Annotated in this window: 22 protein-coding genes; 15 read left to right on the top strand and 7 right to left on the bottom strand. The window is 71.6% G+C overall.

Annotated features, from left to right (window positions below):
- Nucleotides 1-112: 112 nt before the first annotated feature.
- Nucleotides 113-1774, bottom strand: a complete 1662-nt coding sequence (locus EW117_RS19130) for a glycoside hydrolase family 13 protein (protein ID WP_129788304.1) — start codon at nt 1772-1774, stop codon at nt 113-115.
- 126 nt (nt 1775-1900) lie between these two features.
- On the opposite strand from EW117_RS19130, the gene EW117_RS19125 reads away from it, so the two are divergent.
- A complete protein-coding gene (locus EW117_RS19125) occupies nt 1901-3124 on the top strand; it encodes an ROK family protein (protein ID WP_129788303.1) in 1224 nt (407 codons plus the stop codon).
- A gap of 49 nt (nt 3125-3173) precedes the next feature.
- Here the strand turns inward: EW117_RS19125 and EW117_RS19120 are convergent, their stop codons facing one another.
- Nucleotides 3174-4742 (bottom strand): RNA polymerase sigma factor, encoded by a 1569-nt coding sequence (locus tag EW117_RS19120; RefSeq protein WP_129788302.1) that lies wholly within the window; start codon nt 4740-4742, stop codon nt 3174-3176.
- A gap of 488 nt (nt 4743-5230) precedes the next feature.
- Between EW117_RS19120 and EW117_RS19115 the strand changes: the two genes are divergently transcribed.
- Nucleotides 5231-5740 carry a MerR family transcriptional regulator gene (locus EW117_RS19115; protein WP_242504387.1) on the top strand — a complete coding sequence of 170 codons (510 nt, stop codon included), beginning with the start codon at nt 5231-5233 and terminating at the stop codon, nt 5738-5740.
- Here EW117_RS19115 and EW117_RS19110 read toward each other — a convergent pair.
- Nucleotides 5651-6472, bottom strand: a complete 822-nt coding sequence (locus EW117_RS19110; protein WP_129788300.1) for an SDR family NAD(P)-dependent oxidoreductase — start codon at nt 6470-6472, stop codon at nt 5651-5653. The two genes, EW117_RS19115 and EW117_RS19110, sit on opposite strands and share 90 nt — an antisense overlap.
- A gap of 55 nt (nt 6473-6527) precedes the next feature.
- Between EW117_RS19110 and EW117_RS19105 the strand changes: the two genes are divergently transcribed.
- The 5 genes from EW117_RS19105 (at nt 6528) to EW117_RS19085 (ending at nt 10632) form a co-directional block, all read left to right on the top strand.
- The gene (locus tag EW117_RS19105) at nt 6528-7100 is read left to right on the top strand and encodes a TetR/AcrR family transcriptional regulator (protein ID WP_129788299.1); all 573 of its coding nucleotides are present in this window, start codon (nt 6528-6530) and stop codon (nt 7098-7100) included.
- Between the two features lie 154 nt (nt 7101-7254).
- Nucleotides 7255-8430 carry an alpha/beta hydrolase family protein gene (locus EW117_RS19100; RefSeq protein WP_129788298.1) on the top strand — a complete coding sequence of 392 codons (1176 nt, stop codon included), beginning with the start codon at nt 7255-7257 and terminating at the stop codon, nt 8428-8430.
- A gap of 144 nt (nt 8431-8574) precedes the next feature.
- A complete protein-coding gene (locus EW117_RS19095; RefSeq protein WP_129788297.1) occupies nt 8575-9069 on the top strand; it encodes a YbaK/EbsC family protein in 495 nt (164 codons plus the stop codon).
- Between the two features lie 101 nt (nt 9070-9170).
- Complete coding sequence (locus EW117_RS19090) at nt 9171-9566, top strand: helix-turn-helix domain-containing protein (RefSeq protein WP_242504386.1); 396 nt, start codon at nt 9171-9173, stop codon at nt 9564-9566.
- A 70-nt stretch (nt 9567-9636) separates the two neighbouring features.
- Complete coding sequence (locus EW117_RS19085; protein WP_129788295.1) at nt 9637-10632, top strand: DUF3039 domain-containing protein; 996 nt, start codon at nt 9637-9639, stop codon at nt 10630-10632.
- 206 nt (nt 10633-10838) lie between these two features.
- Here EW117_RS19085 and EW117_RS19080 read toward each other — a convergent pair whose 3' ends face one another.
- On the bottom strand, nt 10839-11732 hold the full coding sequence (locus tag EW117_RS19080) for an SMP-30/gluconolactonase/LRE family protein (RefSeq protein ID WP_207211940.1): 894 nt from the start codon (nt 11730-11732) through the stop codon (nt 10839-10841).
- Between the two features lie 189 nt (nt 11733-11921).
- Here EW117_RS19080 and EW117_RS19075 point away from each other — a divergent pair, with 189 nt between their 5' ends.
- The 7 genes from EW117_RS19075 (at nt 11922) to EW117_RS19045 (ending at nt 19212) form a co-directional block, all read left to right on the top strand.
- Entirely contained in the window at nt 11922-13439 is a 1518-nt protein-coding gene (locus EW117_RS19075; RefSeq protein ID WP_207211939.1) for a GntP family permease, read from the top strand.
- Between the two features lie 2 nt (nt 13440-13441).
- A complete protein-coding gene (locus EW117_RS19070) occupies nt 13442-14755 on the top strand; it encodes a four-carbon acid sugar kinase family protein (RefSeq protein ID WP_129788294.1) in 1314 nt (437 codons plus the stop codon).
- A 23-nt stretch (nt 14756-14778) separates the two neighbouring features.
- Nucleotides 14779-15834 (top strand): 4-hydroxythreonine-4-phosphate dehydrogenase PdxA, encoded by a 1056-nt coding sequence (gene pdxA / locus EW117_RS19065; RefSeq protein WP_129788293.1) that lies wholly within the window; start codon nt 14779-14781, stop codon nt 15832-15834.
- On the top strand, nt 15831-16616 hold the full coding sequence (locus EW117_RS19060; RefSeq protein WP_129788292.1) for a DeoR/GlpR family DNA-binding transcription regulator: 786 nt from the start codon (nt 15831-15833) through the stop codon (nt 16614-16616). Before pdxA ends, EW117_RS19060 begins: the two co-directional genes overlap by 4 nt.
- A 128-nt stretch (nt 16617-16744) precedes the next feature.
- A complete protein-coding gene (locus tag EW117_RS19055; protein ID WP_129788291.1) occupies nt 16745-17599 on the top strand; it encodes an SDR family NAD(P)-dependent oxidoreductase in 855 nt (284 codons plus the stop codon).
- On the top strand, nt 17596-18426 hold the full coding sequence (locus EW117_RS19050) for a helix-turn-helix transcriptional regulator (protein ID WP_207211938.1): 831 nt from the start codon (nt 17596-17598) through the stop codon (nt 18424-18426). Before EW117_RS19055 ends, EW117_RS19050 begins: the two co-directional genes overlap by 4 nt.
- 189 nt (nt 18427-18615) lie before the next feature.
- On the top strand, nt 18616-19212 hold the full coding sequence (locus tag EW117_RS19045) for a gamma-glutamyltransferase (protein WP_129788290.1): 597 nt from the start codon (nt 18616-18618) through the stop codon (nt 19210-19212).
- A 21-nt stretch (nt 19213-19233) separates the two neighbouring features.
- Here EW117_RS19045 and EW117_RS19040 read toward each other — a convergent pair whose 3' ends face one another.
- Nucleotides 19234-20214: an ArsR/SmtB family transcription factor gene (locus tag EW117_RS19040; RefSeq protein WP_207211937.1), complete on the bottom strand. Its 981-nt coding sequence runs from the start codon at nt 20212-20214 to the stop codon at nt 19234-19236.
- 145 nt (nt 20215-20359) lie between these two features.
- On the opposite strand from EW117_RS19040, the gene EW117_RS19035 reads away from it, so the two are divergent.
- Nucleotides 20360-21004, top strand: coding sequence for a dihydrofolate reductase family protein (locus tag EW117_RS19035; RefSeq protein WP_129788289.1), 645 nt, complete (start codon nt 20360-20362; stop codon nt 21002-21004).
- 25 nt (nt 21005-21029) lie between these two features.
- Here the strand turns inward: EW117_RS19035 and EW117_RS19030 are convergent, their stop codons facing one another.
- On the bottom strand, nt 21030-21614 hold the full coding sequence (locus EW117_RS19030; RefSeq protein WP_129788288.1) for a cysteine hydrolase family protein: 585 nt from the start codon (nt 21612-21614) through the stop codon (nt 21030-21032).
- A complete protein-coding gene (locus tag EW117_RS19025) occupies nt 21611-23041 on the bottom strand; it encodes a purine-cytosine permease family protein (RefSeq protein WP_129788287.1) in 1431 nt (476 codons plus the stop codon). Before EW117_RS19025 ends, EW117_RS19030 begins: the two co-directional genes overlap by 4 nt.
- Nucleotides 23042-23092 lie beyond the last annotated feature (51 nt).

Below are 23092 nucleotides of genomic sequence, written 5' to 3'. Positions count from 1 at the left end.
GCTGTCAACGAGGTCCGCGAAGTAGAGCGCCTGTCCGGGTCTCCCCGGGTGTGCCGGGCAGACCCGGACAGGCGCTCTACTTCGCGGACCACACGGTCCGGTGGGTGGCGGGTCAGGCTGTGCGGATCCAGGCCGTCGTCGAGGCCGGGAGCTGGGTGCCGGCCAGCGGGCCGCTCGTGAGCAGGACCTCGCCGTCCGGCAGTGCGACCGGGTCCGTGCCGAAGTTGGTCACGACCTGCCAGCCGCTCGGGCGCGCGAAGCGCACGACGTCGGCCGGCGACGGCACCCATTCCAGCGTCTCGGCGGCCTGCAGCTCGTGGCGCAGCGCGAGCGCGGCGCGGTAGAGCTCGAGCGTCGAGCCGGGCACGCCGTCCTGGGCCTCGACCGACAGCTCGCCGAAACCCGCGGGCTGCGGCAGGTGCGCGCCCGCCGGGCCGAACCCGAACGACGAGCCCTCCCGCGTCCACGGCAGCGGCACGCGGCAGCCGTCGCGCCCCATGTCGACGCCGGGGTTGCGGAAGAACGCCGGGTCCTGGCGCTCGGCCGCCGGGATGTCGGCGACCTCCGGCAGGCCGAGCTCCTCACCCTGGTAGAGGTAGGCACTGCCCGGCAGGCCGAGCATGAGCAGCGTCGCGGCGCGGGCGCGGCGCAGGCCGAGCTCGACGTCGGCCACGGGTGCCGTACCGCCCGAGAGCAGCCACTCCTGCCCCTGCTTCACGGTGGTGCTCCCGTTGCGCGGCGGCAGGGCGTAGCGGGTGGCGTGCCGCACGACGTCGTGGTTCGAGAAGACCCACGTCGTCGACGAGCCGGACGCCGCGGACAGCGCCAGGTTGTCGGTGATGATGGTGCGGAACTGCTCGGCGTCGAAGTCGGCCTCGAGCAGGTCGAAGTTGAACGCCTGCCCGAGTCCCTCGGCGCTCGCGTACCGGGGGCGCCGGTGGGTCGTGACCCAGGCCTCGGCCACCGCGATGCGCGGCGGCGTGTACTCGTTGAACACCTTGCGCCAGTCGGCGTAGATCTCGTGCACCTCGTCGCGGTCCCAGAGCGGGTGCGCACCGGGTTCGGTGATGGCGTCGATCTCGGCCTGCGAGGGCAGGGACTCGCCGAGCTCCTTGGTGAGGCCGTGCGCGACGTCGATGCGGAACCCGTCGACGCCCCGGTCCGACCAGAACCGCAGGGTCTTCCGGAAGTCCTCGCGGACGTCCTCGTTGTCCCAGTTGAAGTCCGGCTGCTCCCGCGCGAAGAGGTGCAGGTACCACTGGCCGTCGGGCACGCGCGTCCACGCGGGCTCGCCGAACATGCTCGTCCAGTCGGCCGGCGGCCGGGAACCGTCAGCGCCGAGGCCGTCGCGGAAGATGTAGCGCGCACGCTCCGGGCTGCCCGGCCCTGCGGCGAGCGCCTCCTGGAACCACACGTGGTCGTCCGAGGAGTGGTTCGGCACGATGTCGGCGATGACCCGGATGCCCGCCGCGTGCAGGGCGGCGACCATCTCGTCGAACTCGTCGAGCGTGCCGATCCTCGGGTCGACGTCGCGGTAGTCGGCGACGTCGTAACCGCCGTCGGCCAGCGCCGAGGGGTAGAACGGGCTGAGCCATACCGCGTCGATGCCGAGGCGCTTCAGGTAGGGCACGCGGGAGATGATGCCGCGCAGGTCGCCGATGCCGTCACCGTTCGCGTCGGCGAAGCTGCGGGGATAGATCTGGTAGACGGCCGCCTGCCGCCACCACGTGGCGTCGTCCACGAGGAGCTGGTCTGTGTTGAGAGTGCTGGTCACGGGAGCTGGGTCCTCTGCGGTCGTGGTCGGTGGTCAGTCATTCGATCGTGCCCTGGGTGGTGCCGGCTGGCAGCCGGGAGTTTATCCAAGCACTATATTTAATCGGGAGTACGAAAGGGGTCAAGGGTGAGCCGACCACTGCAGAACGCCTCGTCGTCAGGACTGCTGCGCCGCATCAACACCGAGAGCGTGCTCGAGTACGCCTGGGCCCACGACGTCTTCACGGCGAGCGAGGCGATGGACGCGACCGGGCTCACGCGCTCCACCGTGATCAGCCGGTGCGGTGAGCTGATCGAGCTCGGCTGGATGCGTGAGGTCGAGCGCGCCGCGGAGGCCGCCGCGGCCACGGCGAAGGGCCGGCCGGCCCGGCTCTACGAGCTGCGCTCCGACGCCGGGTACGTGATCGGCGTCGACGCCGGCCAGCACCGCGTGCTCACGACCGTCTCCGACCTGCGCGGTGTCGAGATCGGGCGTCACGCGCACCCCCTCGATCTCGAGCACGACAACGCGCAGGACCGGCTCGCGGTCACCGACGCCTGCATCGCGCAGGCGCTCGCCGCGGCTGGTGTCGATCCGTCGCGCGTGCTGGCGATTGCCGTGGGCGTGCCCGCGCCGACGGACATCGAGGGCACGTCGCCGCCCGGGCAGGACGAGTTCTGGCCGCGCATGAACCCCGGCTTCGCCGCCCACTTCCGCGCGCGCGGATGGCATACCACCGTCGAGAACGACGCCAACCTCGCGGCGCTCGCCGAGCGTGCGCTCGGCGCCGGGCGCGGCGTCCGGTCGTTCGCGGCGCTCCTCTCGGGCGAGCGCCTCGGCGCCGGCATCGTGGTCGACGGCGCGCTGGTGCGCGGAAGCCACGGTGGGGCAGGCGAGATGCGCCTGCTCGAGTACGTCGCCGGTGTCGGCTCCGCGAACGGCATCGGTTTCCTGGCCCGCTCCTGGGGTCGGGACACGCACGAGGCGGGCGCGCTGCCGCCCGGCAGCACTCTGCGCGGCCTGCCGTCGAGCGCGATCGACGCGCCCATGGTGTTCGCCGCGGCGGACGACGGCGACGTCGGCGCGATCGCCGTCGTCGACCGCCTCGCCGACCGGCTCGCGCGTGTCTGCGCCGTCATCGACGGCATGCTCGACGTCGACCGGATCATCATCGCGGGCGGCGTCGCACCCGTCGTCGGCGATCTGCTGCGCCGGACCGCGAACATCCTCGAAGGCATGGTGCACCCACCGGCGCCGGAACTGGTCGCGTCGTCGTTCGGCGCGGACGCGGTGATCGTCGGCGCGTCGAGCCTCGCGCTCGAGCACGTGCGGTCGAACGCGCTCCACTTCGCGCTACGGACGGCGGAGTGAGTCGTCGGCGCGGCCAGGTCTGCGGGCGTCGCGGGCTGCTGAACGCGAGTCAGCTTGCGGTGCCGCGTCGGCGGCGGCGCCTCCGCAGGCCGTCGAGCAGCAGGACGCCGGGTGTGCCGGCGATGCTCGGGAGGGCGAGCAGGCTCGTCAGATGTTCGCCGAGGTCTGTTCCCTGGGCGTCGACGCCGTCCGGCGCGTGTCCCTTGCCGTTCCCGTTACCCGGACCCTTCCCGTGCCCGTGCCCGTTTCCGTTGCCAGGGCCCTGGCCGTTGTCCTTGGACGGGCCCTTGCCGTGGTCGTTGCCCGGGTTGCCGGGCGGGCCGCTCATCGGCTGTCCCTGGGGCGGGCTCGGCGCGGGCGGTGTCTCCGGTTCCGGCTTCGGCTCAGGTTCCGGGGCGGGCTCGGGAGCGGGCGGAGCAGCGGGCTCCTCCGGTGCAGGCTCCGCCGGCGGGTCCGCGGGCTCTGGCTCCGGGGCGGTGCCGACCGGCTCCAGGGCGGGCTCGGGCTCCGTCTGAGCCTCGGCCTCGGGTTCGGCCGCCGGCGCCGAGTCGGCCGCGTCCCGCTCGGGCGTCGTGACCGGTTCGAGCGCTGGTGCCTGGTCGTCCTTGGGCGTGGTCGCCGGACGCGGCTCGGGATCCGCGGGCGGGATCGACGGCGGCAGGTCCTGCGCGGGTGGCTCGACCGGGCCTGTGCCGCCCCCGCTGAGGTCCACGACGGCCTGCGGCGTCGGCTGGTCGGTCTGGTTGCTGAGGTGCGCGGCCGCGGCGCCGCCGATCGCGAGCGCGACCAGCACGCCCGCCGCCACCGTCGTCTCCTTCCTCCCGAAGGTGCGCGGCTGCGCGCCCACGGCGACGCCCGCACCCACGGCGATCCCGGTCCCGGCGGTCGCACCTCCCACCGTTCCGGTGACCAGAGCGCCACCGATGAGGTGCTGGCCGTAGTCACGCAGCATCCAGGACACTTCACGGACGTCGATGAAGGCGCGGGTGCATTCGGTGCAGCCGTCCATGTGGACTTCCAGGCGTCGCTGGCGGCGGGGCAGCAGGCGGCCCTTGAGGTAGTCGTGCATGGCGGCGCGGGTGGTGCGGCACTCTGGTTCGTTGACGGCTTGGGCGTGGGCGGCGGCGAATGCTCCGGCGAGGCGTTCCTCGGCGCGGCGTAGCCGCATGGTCACGGCGTGGGGTCGTACGCCGAGGCCGGTGGCGATGTCGGTGACGGCCTTGTCGTGCACGTGTCGTTCGAGGAGGATCTGGCGGTCGTCGTCGGCCAGGTCGGACAGGGCGGTGCGGAGCATGGTGACGTCGGCGAGGCGTTCGGCGTCCAGCTCGGCGCCTGCGGCTGGGGGAGTCAGGCCGTCGAGCGTGTCGTCCTCGACCGGGTGGGCGCGGCCGGCTTCGCGGGTCATGGAGATGGCTTCGTTGACCGCGGCGCGTCGCCAGTAGGGGGCGGGGTCGTTGATGGTGCCGCCGGTGGAGACGATGCGGACCATCTTCTCCAGGGCGCGGCTGGTGGCTTCCTCGGCGTCGATGCCGGGCACGCGTGCGGCGACCGAGCGCACGATGCCGGGGCGATGCGCGATCCAGTCATCCACACCCAGGCCACCACCCGCGGTACTCACGCGCACTCACCTCCGACTGATCTGCACTCAGCTGCGTTCTCGGTGCTGGAAATTGCGCCAGGCTCGCCCGGCCTGGCGGCAACGACGCCTTCCGGACAAAAGGCGTATAGGCGCCAATTAACCCGCACGCGAACCTTGCGTCGAATGACCCAGAATGCGGCGTTCTGCGTCATCCCAACGCCCCTCAGCATACGGAAAGACCGGCTCACACCCCCAGTCGGAGAGAGGTGAAAAGGCCGAGGCGTGCCGTGGTATCGCTCGTCGCTATTCGCGGCCCGCCGTCAATTCCGACGTTGTTGCAGAACCCTGTCAAGGAAACGCAACAGCTCGTCGACGACGAACTCCGGGTTCTCCTCGACCGAGATCGGTCCGGAGATGACGGGCATCAGGGTTCCTGTCCTGGCAGAGGCCTTGCGGCGGCGCCCAGCCTGTGACTTCATGTCAACATGAAGTCACACCCTGTTTCCGGAGACCGAACCGTCTGGTCGGTGGGCGACCTCGCCGCACGTTTCGGCCTGGAGACCCACGTGCTGCGCCACTGGGAGTCCATGGGCCTGCTCGACCCGGCTCGCGACGGCGCGGGGCGCCGCCGTTACGGCTCTGACGACGCCTTCCGCGTGGCCACGATCATGCGCAGCAAGGCCGCGGGCATGAGCCTGGAGCAGATTCGCGTGCTGCTCGACGGCGGCGCCTATGACCGCCACGTGATCCTCGAGGCGCACATCGCGGACCTGGAGGCGCGCATGGCCGAGATGGCGCACTCCCGCGAGATGACCCGCCACGCCCTGGAATGTCGCGCCCACGACATCGCCGCGTGCCCCAACTTCCGCGCACACGTCCAGGACATCGTCGACGGGACGGCCGGGCAGGGGCCCACCGTGGCGGAACGGCTGCGCGGGGGCGGCGCGTCAGCCGGCCTGGGCTCGGACCCGCGCGCGCTCGGCGATGTTGTCGGCCGCCTTCCCGAGCATCCTGCCGTTCGTCGTGATGGCCAGTGAGCGCGGCAACAGCCGGACCATGACTCGCATCATCCGCCCGGGGACGAGGGTCGGCCGGCCCTTGAGGAACGCCGTGATCATCTCCCGGACGGCCTTGTCGACCGGCTGCGGGCGGATCGGCAGGTCCGTGCGGGCGACCCCGAGGGTGTCGATGATGGGCGTATCGACGTTGCCCGGCATCACCACCAGCACGGCGACGCCGTCCCGGGCGAGCTCGTGGTGCAGCATCTCGCCGAGGTGGAGCAGGTAGCCCTTCGCCGAGCTGTCCTGCGCCAGGTTGGGGATCCCGTGCGCCGCCCCCAGTGCGGACACGAGCACCATCCCGCCGCGGCCCCGGGCGACGAACCGCCTCCCGAACGCGTGGATCAGCTCGAGGTGCGAGCCGGCGTTGAGGATCATGCGGCGGCGCAGGTCGGCGATCTCCTGGTCGAGGAACCGGCCGGGGACGCCGGTGCCCGCGTTCGACACCAGGAGGCCGACGTCGAGGCCTTCGGTCGCCTCGATCAGGGTCGCGGCGGCGTCCGGGAGGCTCAGGTCGACGGCGACCACCCGGTACGAGATGCCGTGCCTCGCGGACAGGGCGGCCCCCAATGCTTCGAGCTTGTCGGCGGAGCGGGCGGCGAGCACGAGATTCAGGCCTGAGGCCGCGAGCTGGTTGGCGAACGCCTCGCCGATGCCGGAGGAGGCTCCGGTGATGACTGCCCATGGACCGTATGACGTTATCTGGATCATGGTTTGGACTCTAGTCTGGACTGGAGTCCAAAACAAGATCCGTAGACTGACGGGCGTGAAGACCCCACCACCGGACCTGGCCGGGCGGCTGCTCGATGTCAGCGAGCAGATCCTCCTCGGCGACCCACCACCCCGGCTGGCCGACGTCGCCGTGCTGGTGGGCGCCTCGCGCGCGACCCTCTACTACTACTTCGCCGGCCGCGACGACCTGCTCGCCTTCCTGCTGACCTCGCACGCCCAGCAGGGAGCCGAGGCCGTGCGGGCGGCGGTCGATCCCGGCGCCGCGCCGGAGAAGCGGCTGCGCACGATGGTGGCGACGCTGGCCCAGTTCCTCGGTGACCGTCCCGGGATCTGCGCCGGGTTGCTCGGCGCCCTCGGCGGAACCCTCCGGATGCGTGAGGTCCTCGAGGCGAACGACACGTGGATCGCGGGCCCGCTGCGGGAGCTCCTAAGCGAGGGCGCCGAGTCCGGTGTCTTCACCGCGGACGACGTCGCCGACGCGGGCAACGCGGCGATGGGCGCGCTGCTGCTCGGGGTGCTCGGCCGTTCGATGTCGGGCGCCGACACCACGGACGCGGGGTTCCAGCAGCGGCTCGCGGAGCAGGTCGTGCGCGGGGTGCTGCGGTAGTCAGTCTTCGCCGACGCGCTCGCTGTTCCGGGCTCCGAACCTTGGGGGCAACCCCGACTCCTTCGTCGGCGCAGGTCAGGGGCTTCCCGGGCGTGTCCCTGGAACCGTCCGGGACCCCTTGGCCCTCCGGTCGGGATCGTGAAATATCGCAGGTATGCAGACACCCAGACGCATGGTCCGGTCAGCTCTCGTCGCCACAGCACTTGTGGCCTGCGCCGCGGTCGCCGCGCCCGTCGCGATCGCGGCCGGCGCGACGGCAGGCGGCCCGACGTCGGCCGCCGCGCCGTCGTCCGGCGACGTGCCGACTCTCACCCTGCCCGAGCCGACGGGGCCGCTGCCCGTCGGCATGACGCCGATCCACCTCGTCGACGAAGAGCGTGCCGACCCATGGCGACCCGAGGAACGGCGTGAGCTCATGGTGTCGCTCTGGTACCCGGCGGTGCCGAATCGCGAGCCCGCGCCGTACACGACGGAAGCCGTCTCTGCGGCGGTCGTCAAGGGCGCCGGGCTACCGGTGGCGCCCGACATCCTGACGACCGTCGAGACACACTCCTCCGACCGCGCCCGGGCGCTGCCCGGCCGGAGGCCGCTGGTCGTGCTCTCGCCCGGGGCAAGCCTCAGCCGCGAGTCGCTGACGTCGCTCGCCGAGGACCTCGCGTCCCGGGGCTACGTCGTGGCCGGCGTCGACCACACCTACGAGGCCCGAGGCGTGGAGTTCCCTGACGGTCGCGTCACGGGCTGCCTGCTCTGCGAGCGCGAGGACAGCACGGAACTCGGCGCGTGGGTCGCGCAGGGGCGGTCCGTCGACCTCGGCTTCGTGCTGGACGAGTTGACCCACGGCCGGCTCTGGCGCTACGCGCCGACGATCGACGCGCGGCACATCGCCGTCGTCGGCCATTCGCTCGGTGGCGCGGCCGCCGCGGTCACAATCGTGGACGACCCGCGCGTGGACGCCGGGATCAACCTGGACGGCACGTTCCACTTGGACTTCCCCGAGACCGGGATGGACCGGCCGTTCCTCATGCTGGGCAGCGCCTCGCACGAGCCGCCCGCGAAGGACGGGGCCGACTGGCCGGACAACCTCGCCCGCCTGGGTGCGGGTCAGTGGCTGCAGATCCCGACCGCGAACCACAGTTCGTTCACCGACCAGCTGCTGCTCCTCGAACAGCTCGGGATGCCGCTGCCGGGCGAGTTCGTCGGTGGCGCTCGGGGCATCGAGATCACCAACGCGTACGCGGGCGCGTTCCTGGACCGCCACCTGCGGGGGATGAGCTCGCCGCTGCTGGACGGCCCTTCGGACGCGTACCCGGAGGTCGAATTCCGGGGTTGACTGTCCGCTGGTCGGTTACCCTCGGCCTGCCTGCTTACCGTGCGATTGTGCCCGGAACCCTCATGGCGTGAGTTCCGGGCACAATCGCACGGTGGGCGGATATGTGGCAGACGCCGGGACGATTCCGTGCCTACTATCGCCCGCATGTCGAACCAGGGCGTACCGAATCACCCGGCCGTCGAGAAGGTCACCGCCGCGCTCGCCGAGGCCGGCGCTACCGGTCAGGTCCGCTGGCTGGACGACGCCGCGACCACCGCGGCGCAGGCCGCCGAGCGCCTCGGCATCACCGTGGGCCAGATCGCCAACTCGCTCTTGTTCCTGTTCGACGGCGTGCCCACCCTCGTGCTGACGTCCGGATCGCACCGCGTCGACACGGCGTGGCTGGGAGAGCAGGTGGGCGCGACCATCACGGGCGCCTCGAAGGAGCAGGTCAAGGAGGCGACCGGCCAGGTCATCGGCGGCGTCGCGCCGGTGGGGCACCCGGCGCCCGTGCCGACCTACGTCGACACGGCGCTCGCCGCGTACGACGAGGTGTGGGCAGCTGCCGGGCATGCCAAGACGGTGTTCCCGACGACGTTCGACGAGCTGGTCCGGGTCACGGGCGGGACGGCGACGGCGGTGGCGCCGGAGGATCAGTGAATCCCGTGTGACAAGGAACGGTCTTGTCAGCGAGACCTGCAGTGGCTAGAGTCATCTGTGACATGTGAGCCACATGTGACATCTGTAGAACGGTTCGTGTGATGACTATCGAGACGGCCAACATCCCAGCAGCACAGCTTGACGTGCTTGAGGAGTTTGCGCGGACGAGTGTCGGCCCTGAGTTGCGTGATGCGCTGCTCGCTCTGAGCCGTGCCGCGCGTGACGGTGCGCAGCTTTCGGTTGTTGACATCGACGCCGTGCTGACTCCGAACCAGGCCGCTGAGCGGCTCGGCATGAGTCGGACGCACCTGTACAAGCTCCTGGATCGAGGCGAGATCGCATTCCACCGCGTCGGGCGTGATCGACGCATCGGTGTGAGCGACCTCGTCGAGTTCGAGGCGCAGCGTCAGCGCGATCGTCGCGAGCTCGCGGAGAGATTTGCCAACCAAGAGCGAACTCGCGCTGATGCGATCGACGAAGTTGCCCTCGACCTTTGACCGCGCCTCGTCGGCTGTCCACCCTCATCATTGACGGGTGCACAGCCGACGAGCCCGTCCCACACTTCAGATGCTGTCGGAAGACCTGACTTCCGGCTGGTCTTCGCCGCTGCCCGCGCGGGCACTTGCCGAAGGTGACCTTGGTCAGCTGCATCCACTTTCTGAACTGCCCCACCCGATCATCACAAAGGCCGCCACGTCGTTCGCTCACGACGCGGATTCGGATAACTTCGTCGGCACGATTGCGAGCTGCACACGGTTGCGGCTGCTCGAGATCAAGGCGGGGCAGTGGCGAGGCGGGGTGTGGCAAGACTCCGAGACCAATGTCAATTGGCTGGTCGTTGCCGGCCTTGCCAAGGGGGAGCACCAGGACCACGACGATTTCTACGTGCGTGTCAAGAAGGCGAACGATGCGGAGGGTACGGATCGGTGGTTGCCGACCGAGGCGGACTGGCGCCTGCTGAGGCAGGAGACGGCTGCTCGAATGATCACCGAGTGGGAGCTGGTGCTGCAGTCGCAGATGCTGGAGGCTCTACGCGTCGTCCATGACGGTGGAGCAACGAGCGGAGTCATTCGTCATCCGCGCCACGAGAAGGCGCCAATTGCGCAGTTTGCTCTGAGTGTCGCGCGGATTCGTGATGACGGCTACGAAGCTGACGAGATCGAACTCGAACTCTCCCCGGAGTCGGCGTTCGCAGGGAGCAACTTGCTCTGGCAGGCGACAATCCGTGTCCTGATCTCACTGAACCCTCCCGAGCAGGGCTGGGACCGTGACAGGAACTCGTTCATGACGATCGCGGAGCCAGACACGTTCACTGCGCGAATTGGCCAGCTCGAACGACTCGTGGGTGAGAACGAGCTCGGCGAGTCCGTGCCCGGCACGCACAGCCATTACGCGCATCGTCAACACCTTGCTGGTCACACCATTGAGGGCAAAGCCGTGCGCGCCCTCTGCGGCGTCTTCTTCGTACCTACCCAGGACCACGAAGGATTAGGCATCTGTTCGACCTGCGAGCAGCGGTATGTCGAGATCCCAGCATGCGGATCGCGACGCCCGCCGCGGTGATGAGCACAGCCGCGAGCAACACGACCGGCGGCTGGACGACGAACGACAGCGGCGGGAAGTGGACGCCGACCATGATCAGCACTGTTGGCCGGGCGGAGGGTGTTGAAAGCCGGGCTGGTTGAAAGTCCGCTGACAGCACCCGATCTGGCATGGGTATCGCGTCAGAACCATGCCAGATCCTGTTCTCGAAACGGACTTCCGGCGAGCTACTTGAGTCCCGTCGCGCTCACCCGGACCGACAGCAGCATGTTCGTCGCCGTCACGAACAGCACGTTGTGCTTGGCCCCGCCGAAGGTCAGGTTCGAGCAGACCTCCGGCAGCAGCAGCTTGCCGAGCAGCGTGCCGTCCGGGTCGAAGCAGTGCAGGCCGTCGTGCGCGGCCGCCCAGAGCCGGCCGGCGTCGTCGAACCGGATGCCGTCGAAGCCGCCGCCGTGGCACGTGGCGAACACGTCGCCGCCGGAGAGGGACCGGTCGGGTCCGACGTCGAACCGGCGCAGGTGCCGCAGCTCGCTGTCGACGATGTAGAGGGTCTGCTCGTCTGCGGAGAAGGCCAGGCCGTTGGGGCGGCCGAAGTCGTCGGCGACCCGGGTGACCGACCCGTCCGGGTCCCGGCGGTAGACGTGACAGCCGTCGATCTCGGGCGTGGCGCGGTAACCCTCGTAGTCGCTGTCGATGCCGTACGCCGGATCCGTGAACCACACGCTCCCGTCGCTGTGCTCGACCAGGTCATTCGGGCTGTTGAAGCGCCGACCCTCCCAGCGATCGGCCAGGACCGTCACGGTGCCGTCGGGTTCGGTGCGCGTCACCGACCGAGTGCTGTGCTCGCACTGGAGCATCCGGCCCGCTCGGTCGATCGTGCGGCCGTTCGCGTGGCCGCCCGGGCTGCGCCAGACACCGACGGCGCCGGTGGCCTCGTCCCACGCCAGCACCCGGTCGGTCGGGATGTCGCTGAACAGCACCGTGCGCCAGGCGGGCGAATAGGCGGGCCCTTCGAGCCAGCTGCCCTCGTCGTAGAGCACCTCGGCGAACGCGTCCCCGCGGACGGGGGAGAACCGCTCGTCGCGGCGTTCCCACTGGACGCGGATCCTGGTCGCTGTCACGTCTGACTCCTTTGTCCGGCTTCCCGCCCGCGGCAGGCGGGCGGGAACCATCATCGCGCCCGTCTCGGTGCTGCCCTAACTGCGCAACTTTGCTGCTTGATTCAGTCAGCACGAGACCGCATGCTTGCGTTGTTCGGTCACAGGGCGGCGTCAACGACGACGTCGTCCCCGGTCCAAGGAAGGACTGTCGTGGATCTCCAACTGTTGCTCGCGCTCCTGCTCGGCATCGCCACGATCATCGTGGTGGTGCTGCGCACCCGTCTGGATGCGTTCGTCGCGCTCATCCTCGCCTCCGTCGTGACGGGGGCTGTCGCCGGGCAGCCGCTGCTCGACACCATCAGCTCTATCACCACGGGTTTCGGCGACACGCTCGCCTCGATCGGCATAGTCATCGGCCTCGGCGTGGGGATCGGCAAGATCCTCGAGGTCTCCGGTGCCGCCGACAGCCTGGCCCGCGCGTTCCTGCGCGCCTTCGGCAAGGGCCGCGAGGAGTGGGCGATGGGCAGCGTCGGCGCGCTCGTGTCCATCCCCGTGTTCTGCGACTCGGGCTACGTCATCATGAACCCGCTGGCCCGTTCGATCGCCCGGGTCAAGCGCGGCGGCTACGTCGCCCTGGCGCTCTCGCTCGGCTGCGGCATGACGCTCACGCACCACATGGTCCCGCCGACGCCGGGCCCGCTCGCCGTCTCGGGCCTGCTCGGCGCCGACCTCGGCCTGGTGATCCTCACCGGCCTGGTCTTCACTGTGATCCTGCTGCCCGTCGTCATCCTGTACGCCCGCTGGGTCGGGCCGCAGCTCGAGGACCGGCTGGTGCCGGCGGTCCGAGAGGCCGTCTACGGCCGGACGGCGGTCCTCGTCGGCGGTGATTCCGGCGCGCGCGACGAGTCCGCCGGCGGTGCCGCGGGCACGGGGGTCGACGCCGCGGACACACGCTCTACTTCGCGGAACGACGGCGCCGAGCCCGCCGAGCGCCCGTCCGCCCTCGGCGAGCCTCCCGCCGGGCAGCCGCCGCACACGGTCGGCGCGTTCGTCGGATCGCTGCCGCTCCTGGTCCCGCTGCTGCTGATCGTCGCGAACACGGTCACGGCGGCGATCGACCGCAACCAGCAGGGCGTGCTCAGCGGGGACTACGAGGTGTCGTCGTGGACGGTGCCTTTCGCGTTCGTCGGCAACCCCGTGATCGCCCTGGTCATCGGCATCCTGCTCGCGGTCTACGTGCTGCTGCCGCGCTGGACGCCGCGCAACACGGTGCACACGTGGCTCGCGGAGGCGGCGTCGTCGGCCGGGCTGATCCTGCTGATCACCGGCGCGGGCGGCGGCTTCGGCCTCGTGCTGCGCGACTCCGGCGTCGGCGACGCCCTCGCCGAGGCGATCGCGTCGCTGAGCCTGCCGGTGTTCCTCGTCCCGTTCCTCGTCGCCACGCTGGTACGGATCGCGCAGGGCTCCGGCACGGTCGCCATGGTGACCGCCGCCTCGGTCACCGCGCCCCTGCTGGAGCCGCTCGGGATCGACCCGCTGCTCGCCGCGATGGCCTGCACCACGGGATCCATGGTGTTCAGCTACTTCAACGACTCCTACTTCTGGGTGGTCACCCGGTTCACCGGGCTGGAGGGCACGGCCGCCCTGAAGGGCTGGTCGGGCATCACCACGGCCGTGTGGGCGGGCTCGATCCCGCTGCTGTTCGTCCTGAGCCTGGTCGTGGGCTGACGATGGCGGACATCCTCGTCGTCGCCGACGACCTGACCGGCGCCAACGCGGCGGCCGCCGGGTTCGCCCGAGCCGGACGGCGGGCCGTGACGGTCAGCCGGTCGGAGCACTGGGAGGCGATCGCCGAGTTCCACAGCAGGTTCGATGTGCTCGTCGCGACGACGGACACCCGGCACGCGTCCCCGGACGAAGCGGCCGACGTCGCCGGCCGGGTGGTGCGGGCCGGGTGGCCGGTGCGGCTGGTCAGCTCGCGGATCGACACGACGCTGCGGGGCAACGTCGGGCCGGCCACCGCGGCGGTGCTCGCCACGACGCGCGAGCTGTCCGGACGGCGGGTCGTCGGCCTCTGCCTGCCCGCGCATCCCGCGGCCGGCCGCCACACCGTCGAGGGCAACCAGCTCCTGGACGGCGTGCGCCTGGAGGAGACGGAGCTCGCGCGTGATGTCCGCTCACCGGTGCGCTCGTCGTCCGTGGCCGACGCGCTGACCCGGGGGACCGGCCTGACGACGGCGCTGGTCCCGCTGTCGGTCGTCACCGGCAGCGAGGAGCGGCTCGAGGCGGCGGTGCGCGACGCCGCCCGCGCCGACGTCGTCATCGGCGACGCCCTGACCACCGACCACCTGGACCGCCTGGCGCGCGCCGCCGCCGCGGTGGCCGCCGCCGAACCCGGCCTGCTGTGGGCCGGCGTCGACCCCGGGCCGGGCTCGCTCGCCCTCGCGCAGGCGCTGCTACCCGTCGGTGAGACGTCCGGCGCGCCGCTGCTCGCGGTCTCGGGGTCGGCCACCCGGCTCACCCGCACCCAGCTGGAGCGGCTGATCACCGAGCGCGACGTCGTCGTCGTGGAGCGGGACGGCGGGTCCGTACCGGATGTCGACGCCACCGCCCGCCGCCTCACCGACGCGATAGCGGGCGCCGGCTCCGGAACCATCGTGCTGCTCGCCACCGCGCTCGCCGAGGGCGACGTCGAGCCGCTGAGCCCCGCCGAGTCGGCCGCCCTGGCGCCCGCGCTCGGCCGGATCACCCGCCGCGCGCTCGAGGCCCACGCCGTCGACGGCCTGTACACGACCGGCGGCGACGTCACCGCCGCGGTGCTCGCCGCCCTCGGCGGGCGCGGGATCGCCGTCGAGGACGAGGTGGTCCCGCTGGCGGTCGCGGGCGAGGTGGTCGGCGGTCCTTGGGACGGGCTGCCGATCGCCACCAAGGGAGGGCTCGTCGGCGGTCCCGACGCCGCCGTCGCCTGCCTCGACCACCTCGCCCAGGCCGCCGCCCTGCGCGCCCGCTGGGTGCGGACCGCCGTCCCGCAGATCAGGATCTGATGAACACGCAAGGAGAGAACACCATGACCCGACCCGTCCTCGCCCTCACCGTCGGCGATCCCGTCGGCATCGGCCCGGAGATCACGCTCGCCACCCTGGCGCAGCACGCCGGAGACCCGGCGCACCACGGCATCGCCGTGGGCGACCTCGGCGCCCTCGAACGGGCCAGGGCCGCGCTCGGGCTCGACGTCGAGCTGCGGGCCGTGAGCTCGTGGGACACCGAGCCCGCGGGGCCCGGCGTCGTCGACGTCTTCGACATCGGCGTGCTCGGCGCGGACCTGCCCGCCTGGGGCCAGGTCGACGCGCGCGCCGGCCGCGCCGCCGTCGTCGCCATCGAGGCCGCCACGCAGGCCGCGCTCGACGGCGCGATCAGCGGCGTCGTCACCGGTCCCATCAACAAGGAGGCCATCTGGGCGGCCGGCAGCGAGCACCTCGGGCACACCGAGATGCTCGGCGCGCTCACCGGGGTGACCGAGCAGGACACGATGTTTGTGGTGCGCAACACCCACGCCGCCGGCCACCACCTGCGGATCTTCTTCGCCACCCGGCACCTGTCGCTGCGCAAGGCGCTCGACAAGATCACGCGCGAGACCCAGCTCGGCTCCATCCGGCGGGCCGCGCAGGCGCTCGAGGTGTTCGGCGTCCCGTCGCCCCGCCTCGCCGTCGCCGCGATCAACCCGCACGGCGGGGAGAACGGCGCATTCGGCGATGAGGAGATCGTCCACCTCGCCCCCGCCGTGACGGACGCGCGGGCGCTCGGCCTGGACGTCGCCGGGCCCATTCCCGCGGACTCCGTGTTCCACCACGGGCTCACCGGGCGGTACGACGGCGTCCTGTCCCAGTACCACGACCAGGGCCACATCGCGGCCAAGACCTTCGACTTCGACGGCACCATCTCCGTCACCGTCGGCCTGCCGATCCTGCGCACCTCGGTGGACCACGGCACCGCTTTCGACATCGCGGGCCAGGGGGTCGCCGACGCCGGGACCATGAGCTCCGCCTACCTCGCGGCGGTCGAGTATGCCCCGTTCGTCGACGGCATCCGCGCCGCGTACCGGCCGGGTGTGGGCGCCGCGTGAACGAGTCGCTGCGCAGCAGCACCCGTGCGCGCCACGACGAGCTGCTGTCGCTCATCCGGGGCGGCACCACGCGCGTCGAGGAGCTGGCCGAGGCGCTCGCGATCTCCGAGTCGACGGTGCGCCGCGACCTCGCCCGCCTGGGCGCCGAGGGGCTGGTCATGCGCACCTACGGCGGTGCGACGACGGAGTCCAGCTTCCACGAGCGGGCACTCGCGGAGCGCATGCGGGTGCAGCTGCCGGCCAAGATCGCGATCGGCCGGCGCGCTGCCGAGCTGGTGCCCGACGACGGGACGGTCTTCGTGGACGCCGGCTCGACCACCGGGCAGCTCGCCGAGCACCTCCGCGGCAGGTCCGGGCTCACGGTGCTGACCCGCGGGCTCGAGATCGCGCTGCTGCTCGCCGGTTCGCCGGGGCTCGACGTCGTGGTGATCGGCGGCAGCGTCACGACCAAGAGCCACGGGATGATCGGTCCCCTGACCACGGTCGCGCTGGAGCGGTTCATGGTGGACGTCGCATTCCTGGGCGTCGACGCCGTCGACCCCGTGGACGGCGTGGGGGAGGCCACGGCGCTGGAGGCGCAGGTCAAGGAGGTGGCCTCCCGTCGCGCCCGCCGGACCGTCGTGCTGGCCGACTCCACGAAGCTAGCCCGGGGCGCGGTGCCCGCGTGGGCGCCGCTCCCGGCGGGCTGGACCCTCGTCACGGACGAGCAGGACGACGTGGTGCTGCGGCGGTACCGGGACGCGGGGGTCGTCGTGGAGTCGGTGGAGGCACCGGAGGAGTGATCCCTCGCGCTACGGCTGGCGCGGCCGGCCGGGTACAACCGCAACTTCCGTCCTCGTCGGCGGACGTCTGGATGCTTAGGCTCGAGGCGTAACCAGTGGACCGGGCCGTGCCCGGGGGAGGAGCAGCCATGTCCGCAGCGCGTGTGTGGATGGTGACCGGGGCCAGCTCGGGATTCGGCGAGGCGATCGCCCGTGCGGCCCTCGACGGCGGCGACACGGTGGTCGGCACCTCGCGGTCGGCCGACCGGCTGCGCGGGCTCGCCGATGCGTACGGCGACCGTTTCGTGCCGCTCGCGCTGGACGTGGCGCGCTCGTCGTCCTTCGCGGACGCCGACGCCGTGGTCCGGGACGTGGTCGCGGCGCACGGGCGGATCGACGTGCTCGTGAACAACGCCGGCCGGACGCAGGTCGGTGCCCTGGAGGAGACGACCGAGGACGAGCTGCGGAACCTCTTCGAGCTGCACTTCTTCGGGCCGGTCGCGCTGACGCGCGCCGTCCTGCCGCACTTCCGCCGGCAGGGGAGCGGGGCTGTGGTCCAGCTGTCGTCGGTGGGTGGCCAGGTGACGATGCCCGGGTTCGGGGTCTACTGCGCGACGAAGTTCGCGCTGGAGGGCCTGACCGAGACGCTGGTCGACGAGCTGCCCGGGGTGCGGTTCGTGATCGTCGAGCCCGGTGCGTTCCGGACCGGGCTCTTCGACAGCTCGGCGGCCGTCGTGTCCGCGGCGATGCCGGAGTACTCCGGGACGGTGGGCCCCACCCGGGAATACGTGGCCACGGGCGGCGGCACCCAGCCGGGTGACCCGGCCAAGGCGGCAGCGGCCATCCACGCGGTCGTCACGGGGGAGCGGGCACCGACGCGGCTGGTCCTGGGCGCGGACGCGCACGGCGGCATCGGCACCCGGCTGGAGCGGCTGGGCGCCGAGCTGGCGGAGTGGGCCGAGGTCTCCAGGTCGACCGACCTGGACCCGGTCGGCACATCGTGACCGGCGTAGCCGCCGTCCGCGTGGCCGAGCACTCCGCGGGGCGGTTCGTGCACGCAGTCCTTCCCGCGCACGAGGCGGACACGTTCACGAGCGAGAGCGCGCCGTTCGCCGTCGGCGTCACGTTCACCGGGCACGCCGACGCCTGGGTGCGCCACGACGACGAGCAGGCCCGGATGCTGGACCTGCGGCCCGGGACCGTCGGTGTCAACGGTGCGCGACCCCTGGCGTGGCTGCGCACCCGGGAACCGAGCGAGAGCGTGGAGATCGTCCCGAGCCCCGCGGCGCTCGCCAGGGCGGCGGCGGAGCACGGGATCTCGTGGGAGACCCACGAGTCCTATCGCACCACCGGGCGCGACCCGGTGATCTGGGCGGCGTCGGCCCGTGCCCGCCGGGCCCTGCTGACCGACGGCGTCACGGCGGAGGCCACGGAGGAGCTGGTCACTGTGCTGCTCGCGCACCTCGCGACCGCCCGCCGTGGCGGCGCCGGCCGCGGCGGTGTGCGGCGGGAACCGCCCGGCGTCCTGGGGCACGCTCGGACGCGTGCGGTGACGGATCGAGTGCACGGCGCGCCGTTCGACCGGCACACGCTCGGCGACCTTGCGGCGGCCGTCCACCTCAGCCCGTACCACTTCCTGCGGGCCTTCACGCGCACGGTGGGCGTGACGCCGCACCGGTACGTCGCCGCCGTGCGGGCCGAGCGGCTGCGCCGTCTTCTCGCCCGGGACGGCGCGACCGTCGCGTCCGTGGCGGAGCTGGCCGGCATCGACCCGCGGCAGGTCCGCCGCCTGCACCGGCAGGGGCTGGGCGTCAGCCCGAGGGGCCGCTGAACGGGACGACGCCGAACGAAACCCCGCCGAAAGAAACCCCACGCACGGCGTGAACGGTGTGTGAGCGGTTCCGTCCCCATGCAACGGATGGTGGGTCGGGCGGCGTCATCATGACGTGAAGACAAAAGGCAGTCCGGAAGCAGGGCGGCCGGGTCGCGTGCGCCGCTCCGCCTGGCTCGGCGCACGGCCGTGAGGGCGGCTGCTGGAGCAAGGCATCCCAGGCTCGCCGGCATCGATGCCGCGCGCGGGCTCGCCCTCGTCGGGATGATCGTCATCAACGTCGGGCCGGTGGGCTCGCAGTCCCTCCTCCAGCGCCTCTACCTGCTGCCCTACGGGCGGGCATCCGTGCTCTTCGTCGTCGTGGCCTGCATCGGCATCGACGGGGCGAACCGGCCGGAACCGGGGCGCCGCTCCGTGACCTGGAGCTCGCCGTCCATGCTGCTCGACGCGCGACAGCGGCCCGTGCTCGTGCTCGGCACCCCGGGCGGCCGCCAGGTACCCAGCACCATCGCCAACGTCGTCGCCCGCTGGGCTCTCCACGGCCAGCCGCTCGAGATCGCCGTCCGCGCCGGCCGGTTCTACCTGACCGCGGGCGAGCTGCGGCTGGAGACCCCGCAGCTCGCCGGCGCGATGGGCCAGATGGGCTACGACGTCGTCGTGACCGACGAGGTGGCCCGGCCCAGCTACGGCTCGGTGCAGGCGCTCGCGATCGACTGGGGCGCGGGCCGGGTGAGCAGCTTCGCGGACGAGCGCCGTTCGGCGGGCTTCGTCGTGGGCCGGGGCTAACCCGGGTGAGTCCCGGCGGGGTCATCCGACCAGGGCGTCGCCTCGCGTGGTCCTGCTGTACAGCACCGTCCCGGCGACTCGTGTCCGGGCGACGAGCTCGCTGGCACTCAGGATCGACAGGTGCTGACTGACACCTCCCGGGGTGAGCCCCAGCCGGCCGGCGAGCGAGGTCGTGGTCGCAGGCTCCGCGAGAGCCATCAGGATGGTGGCACGGGTTCGCCCGATCAGGCCCGCCAGCGCTTCAGGTGGGGGCGGTGGCGTGGTTTCCCACAGAGTGGCGACACCGCGAGCCGGGTAGGCGATCATCGGCTGATATCGGTCGTCGGTCGACCAGGGCTTGCGCCGACCGGTCATCTTGCGTACCGAGGGCCAGCCCATCGCGTGTGGCACCAGCGTCAGCCCGGTGCCGGTCAGCTCGCCACTCCAGTCGACCGGATCCACCACGGAGAGGCGGTCTCCGTGGAGGCTGACGGACTCGTGCAGGTCGTCGAAGAGCGCCTGCAAGCCGCCGTCGGCCAGGCGTTTCGACCGCCACCACACGTCGGCCTCCAGAAGTCGCAGGATGCTCGGCCAATGCTGGGCCAGCGCCGTGTCCCAGTAGGTCTCGAGCGTGTCGGCGAGGCGAGCCACGGCGGCTCGAGGGTCCGCGCGAATCCGGTCCGCCACCTCGTCGGGCACGTTTGCCGTATCGGCGAGGTCAGAGATCACTCGCAGCGGCGGGGTACGCCGGACCGTATCGAGCTCGGTCGTGATGTCGGGCTGTGGTTCGGTCGGGGTGAAGGAGATGAAGTCGGCCATCCAACCGTGCACCGGAACCAGTGCGAACACCTCGGCCAGGTCGAGCCCGGCGACCAAGGGACGGGTCGCCCGCACCCACGGCAGGTGCACCGAGTGTTCCCCGGGCGCACGCAACGCCATGAGGCTCAGCACGAGCTCCATCAGCGGTGAGAAGGCGAACCTGATCCGGATGACGTCCTCGGTGCGCATCCGCCACTCGATCACTCTCAGGTCTCCTCGACGCCCTGGCTGCAAGCAGCACACCTTTAGCTCACGCTAAAAGTCTCGCCGCGTCTCAGCGCTTCGGCCAGAGTCGATCGCACGTTTCGACCTCAGCCGAAATCCAGCGCCAACGGAAGGAGCACCAGCCATGTCACGCACTCGCGTCACCAGCTTCGCCATCTCGCTCGACGGGTTCGGCACCGGTGAGCCCCAGACCCGGGAGACCCCCTTCGGCCATGCCGGCGAACGGCTGCACGAGTGGATGTTCGCCACCCGGTGGTGGCGCGGCGCTGACGAGCCCGGCGGCAGCGGCGGCGTCGACGACGCCTTCGCCCGGCAGTTCGATCCGGGGATCGGAGCCGAGATCATGGGGGCCAACAAGTTCGGCCCGCCCGGATGGCACGAGGACCCGGACTGGAAGGGCTGGTGGGGTCCGAACCCGCCGTTTCACACGCCGACGTTCGTGCTCACGCACCACGCCCGCGAGCCGATCGAGATGGAGGGCGGGACTACCTTCTACTTCATCGAGGGCACTCCGCAGGAAGTGCTCAAGCAGGTCCGTGAGGCAGCTGATGGCCAGGACGTGCGCATCGGCGGCGGTGCCACGATCATCCGCGAGTTCCTCTCCGCCGGGCTGATCGACCAGCTGCACGTTGTCCTGGTGCCGATTCTTCTGGGCCGCGGCTCTCGCCTCTGGGACGGCCTGGAAGGACTGGAGAAGGACTTCGACGTCGAGGCCGTCTCCTCACCCAGCGGTGTCACGCATCTGACGTTCACGCGTACGGAAGGCTGACGCCCGAGGGCCGGCGACCTGAATGCTAGTCAACCGCTAGGACATCCTCGACCGAGGTCACCTCGATCAGCGGCGCGTAGAGCCGCATGATGTCGAGCGCCCGCTGGTGGTTCTCCGCCGTCGACCCCGCGCAGGCGTCGGCGACCACCAGCACCCGGCGGCCGGCGTCCGCGGCGGCGAGCGCCGTCGAGATCACGCAGCAGTCGGTGGCGACCCCCGCGAGCACGAGCTCTCCGGCGTCCCGTGTGGCTTCCGCGAGCTCCAGGCCCCACTTGCCGAACGTGGTGCGGGTGACGACGGGCGCGCCGGAGGCGGCGACGTCGGCCAGGCCGGCGAGCTCGTACAGCGGGTCGTTCTCGGGCACGAGGGCGAACGGCCACTGGTCGAAGTAGGCGCGCCAGGCGCCGTCGGGCACCGTGGGGGCGATGTACCTCGTGAGGACCGTGCGCCCCGCGAATGCGGGGAGCAGGCGGCGCGTCCCGGCGAGCGCCCCGGGGTAGTCCGGCGCGGCCCAGGGGCTCGACGAGCGGGCGAAGACGTCCTGCATGTCGATGACGACGAGCGCGGCGTCCGGCCCGGGCGGCCCGACGGCGGCGTCGGGCGCCGTCATCGCGACTCCTGGCGGCGCACCGCGCGGGCGGTCAGCAGGAGGGTCCCGAAGAAGCCGATGACCAGGGCGACGAGCACGCCCAGGTTGGCGAAAGCCCAGGTGCCGTCGATGCCACCGAGGGGCCCGAGCAGGTAGCCCTGCCAGGCCAGCCACGGGGCGTAGGTGTTGGTCACCAGCCCCCAGCCGACGGCGGTGCCGCCCACCACCAGGGTCACCGCGGACCAGTTCACGGCCCCGTACCGGCCGCCGGCGTCGTACAGGTCGGCGTCGGCGTAGTCGCGGCGGCGCAGCAGGATGTCGGCGAGCAGCACTCCGCACCAGGCGGCGACCGGAACGCCGAGCGTGATGAGGAAGCCCTGGAACGGCCCGATGAACGAGTCGGCGACGAACACGACGTAGACCGCGCCGATCACCATGAGCCCACCGTCGATGGCAGCCGCCACCCAGCGCGGCGCGGGCAGGCCGAGGGAGAGCAGCGCCAGGCCCGAGGAGTAGATGTCGAGCGCGGCTCCGCCGATCAGCCCGGCCAGGGCCACGACGGCGAACGGGATGAGGAACCAGGTGGGCAGGATCGTGGACAGGGCGCCGATCGGGTCGGCGCCGATGGCCTCGTTCAGCACCGGGTCGGAGCCGGCGAGCAGCAGGCCGAACACGAGCAGGACCACCGGGGCCAGCGACGCGCCCAGGGTGGTCCAGCCGACGATCCGCGGTCCGGACGCGGAGCGCGGCAGGTAGCGCGAGTAGTCGGCGGCCATGTTGACCCAGCCCAGGCCGAAGCCGGTCATCATGAACACGAGACCGCCGATCACCTCCGGCGAGCCGCCAGCGGGGAGCGCGGCGACGGTCGCCCAGTCGATGTGGTCGGCCACGAGGATGATGTAGACGACGGTCAGGACGGCGGTCAGCACGGTGATGACCACCTGCAGCCGCATCACGAGGTCGAACCCGAAGACACCCGCGACGACCACGACGCCCGCCACGACGACGAGGGCCACGACCTTGGTGATCGTGCCGCCGCCCCAGCCCAGGGCGCCGAGCACGGTCGACGTCGCGAGCGTGGCCAGGGCCACGAGGACGGTCTCCCAGCCCACGGTGAGGATCCACGACAGCAGGGAGGGCAGCTTGTTGCCGCGCACGCCGAACGCCGCGCGCGACAGCACCATCGTGGGTGCCGAGCCGCGCTTGCCGGCCAACGAGATGAACCCGCAGAACAGGAACGACGCGACGATGCCGACTGCGCCGATCACGACCGCCTGCCAGAACGAGACGCCGAACCCGAGCAGGTAGGAGCCGTAGCCGAGCCCCAGCACCGACACGTTGGCCGCGAACCACGGCCAGAACAGGTCCCGTGGCGACCCGCGTCGCTCGGACTCGTCGATGGTGTTGAGGGCGTTGGTCTCGACTGCTGTCGGGGCGGGAGCGGTCATGGCAATGATCCTGCCACCCGCCTGTGACACGCACGAGGGCCCGCACCGTGG

Source organism: Promicromonospora panici (genome assembly GCF_900608595.1).
GTDB classification, from domain to species: domain Bacteria; phylum Actinomycetota; class Actinomycetes; order Actinomycetales; family Cellulomonadaceae; genus Promicromonospora; species Promicromonospora panici.
This window is presented reverse-complemented; position numbering and strand designations above follow the sequence as displayed.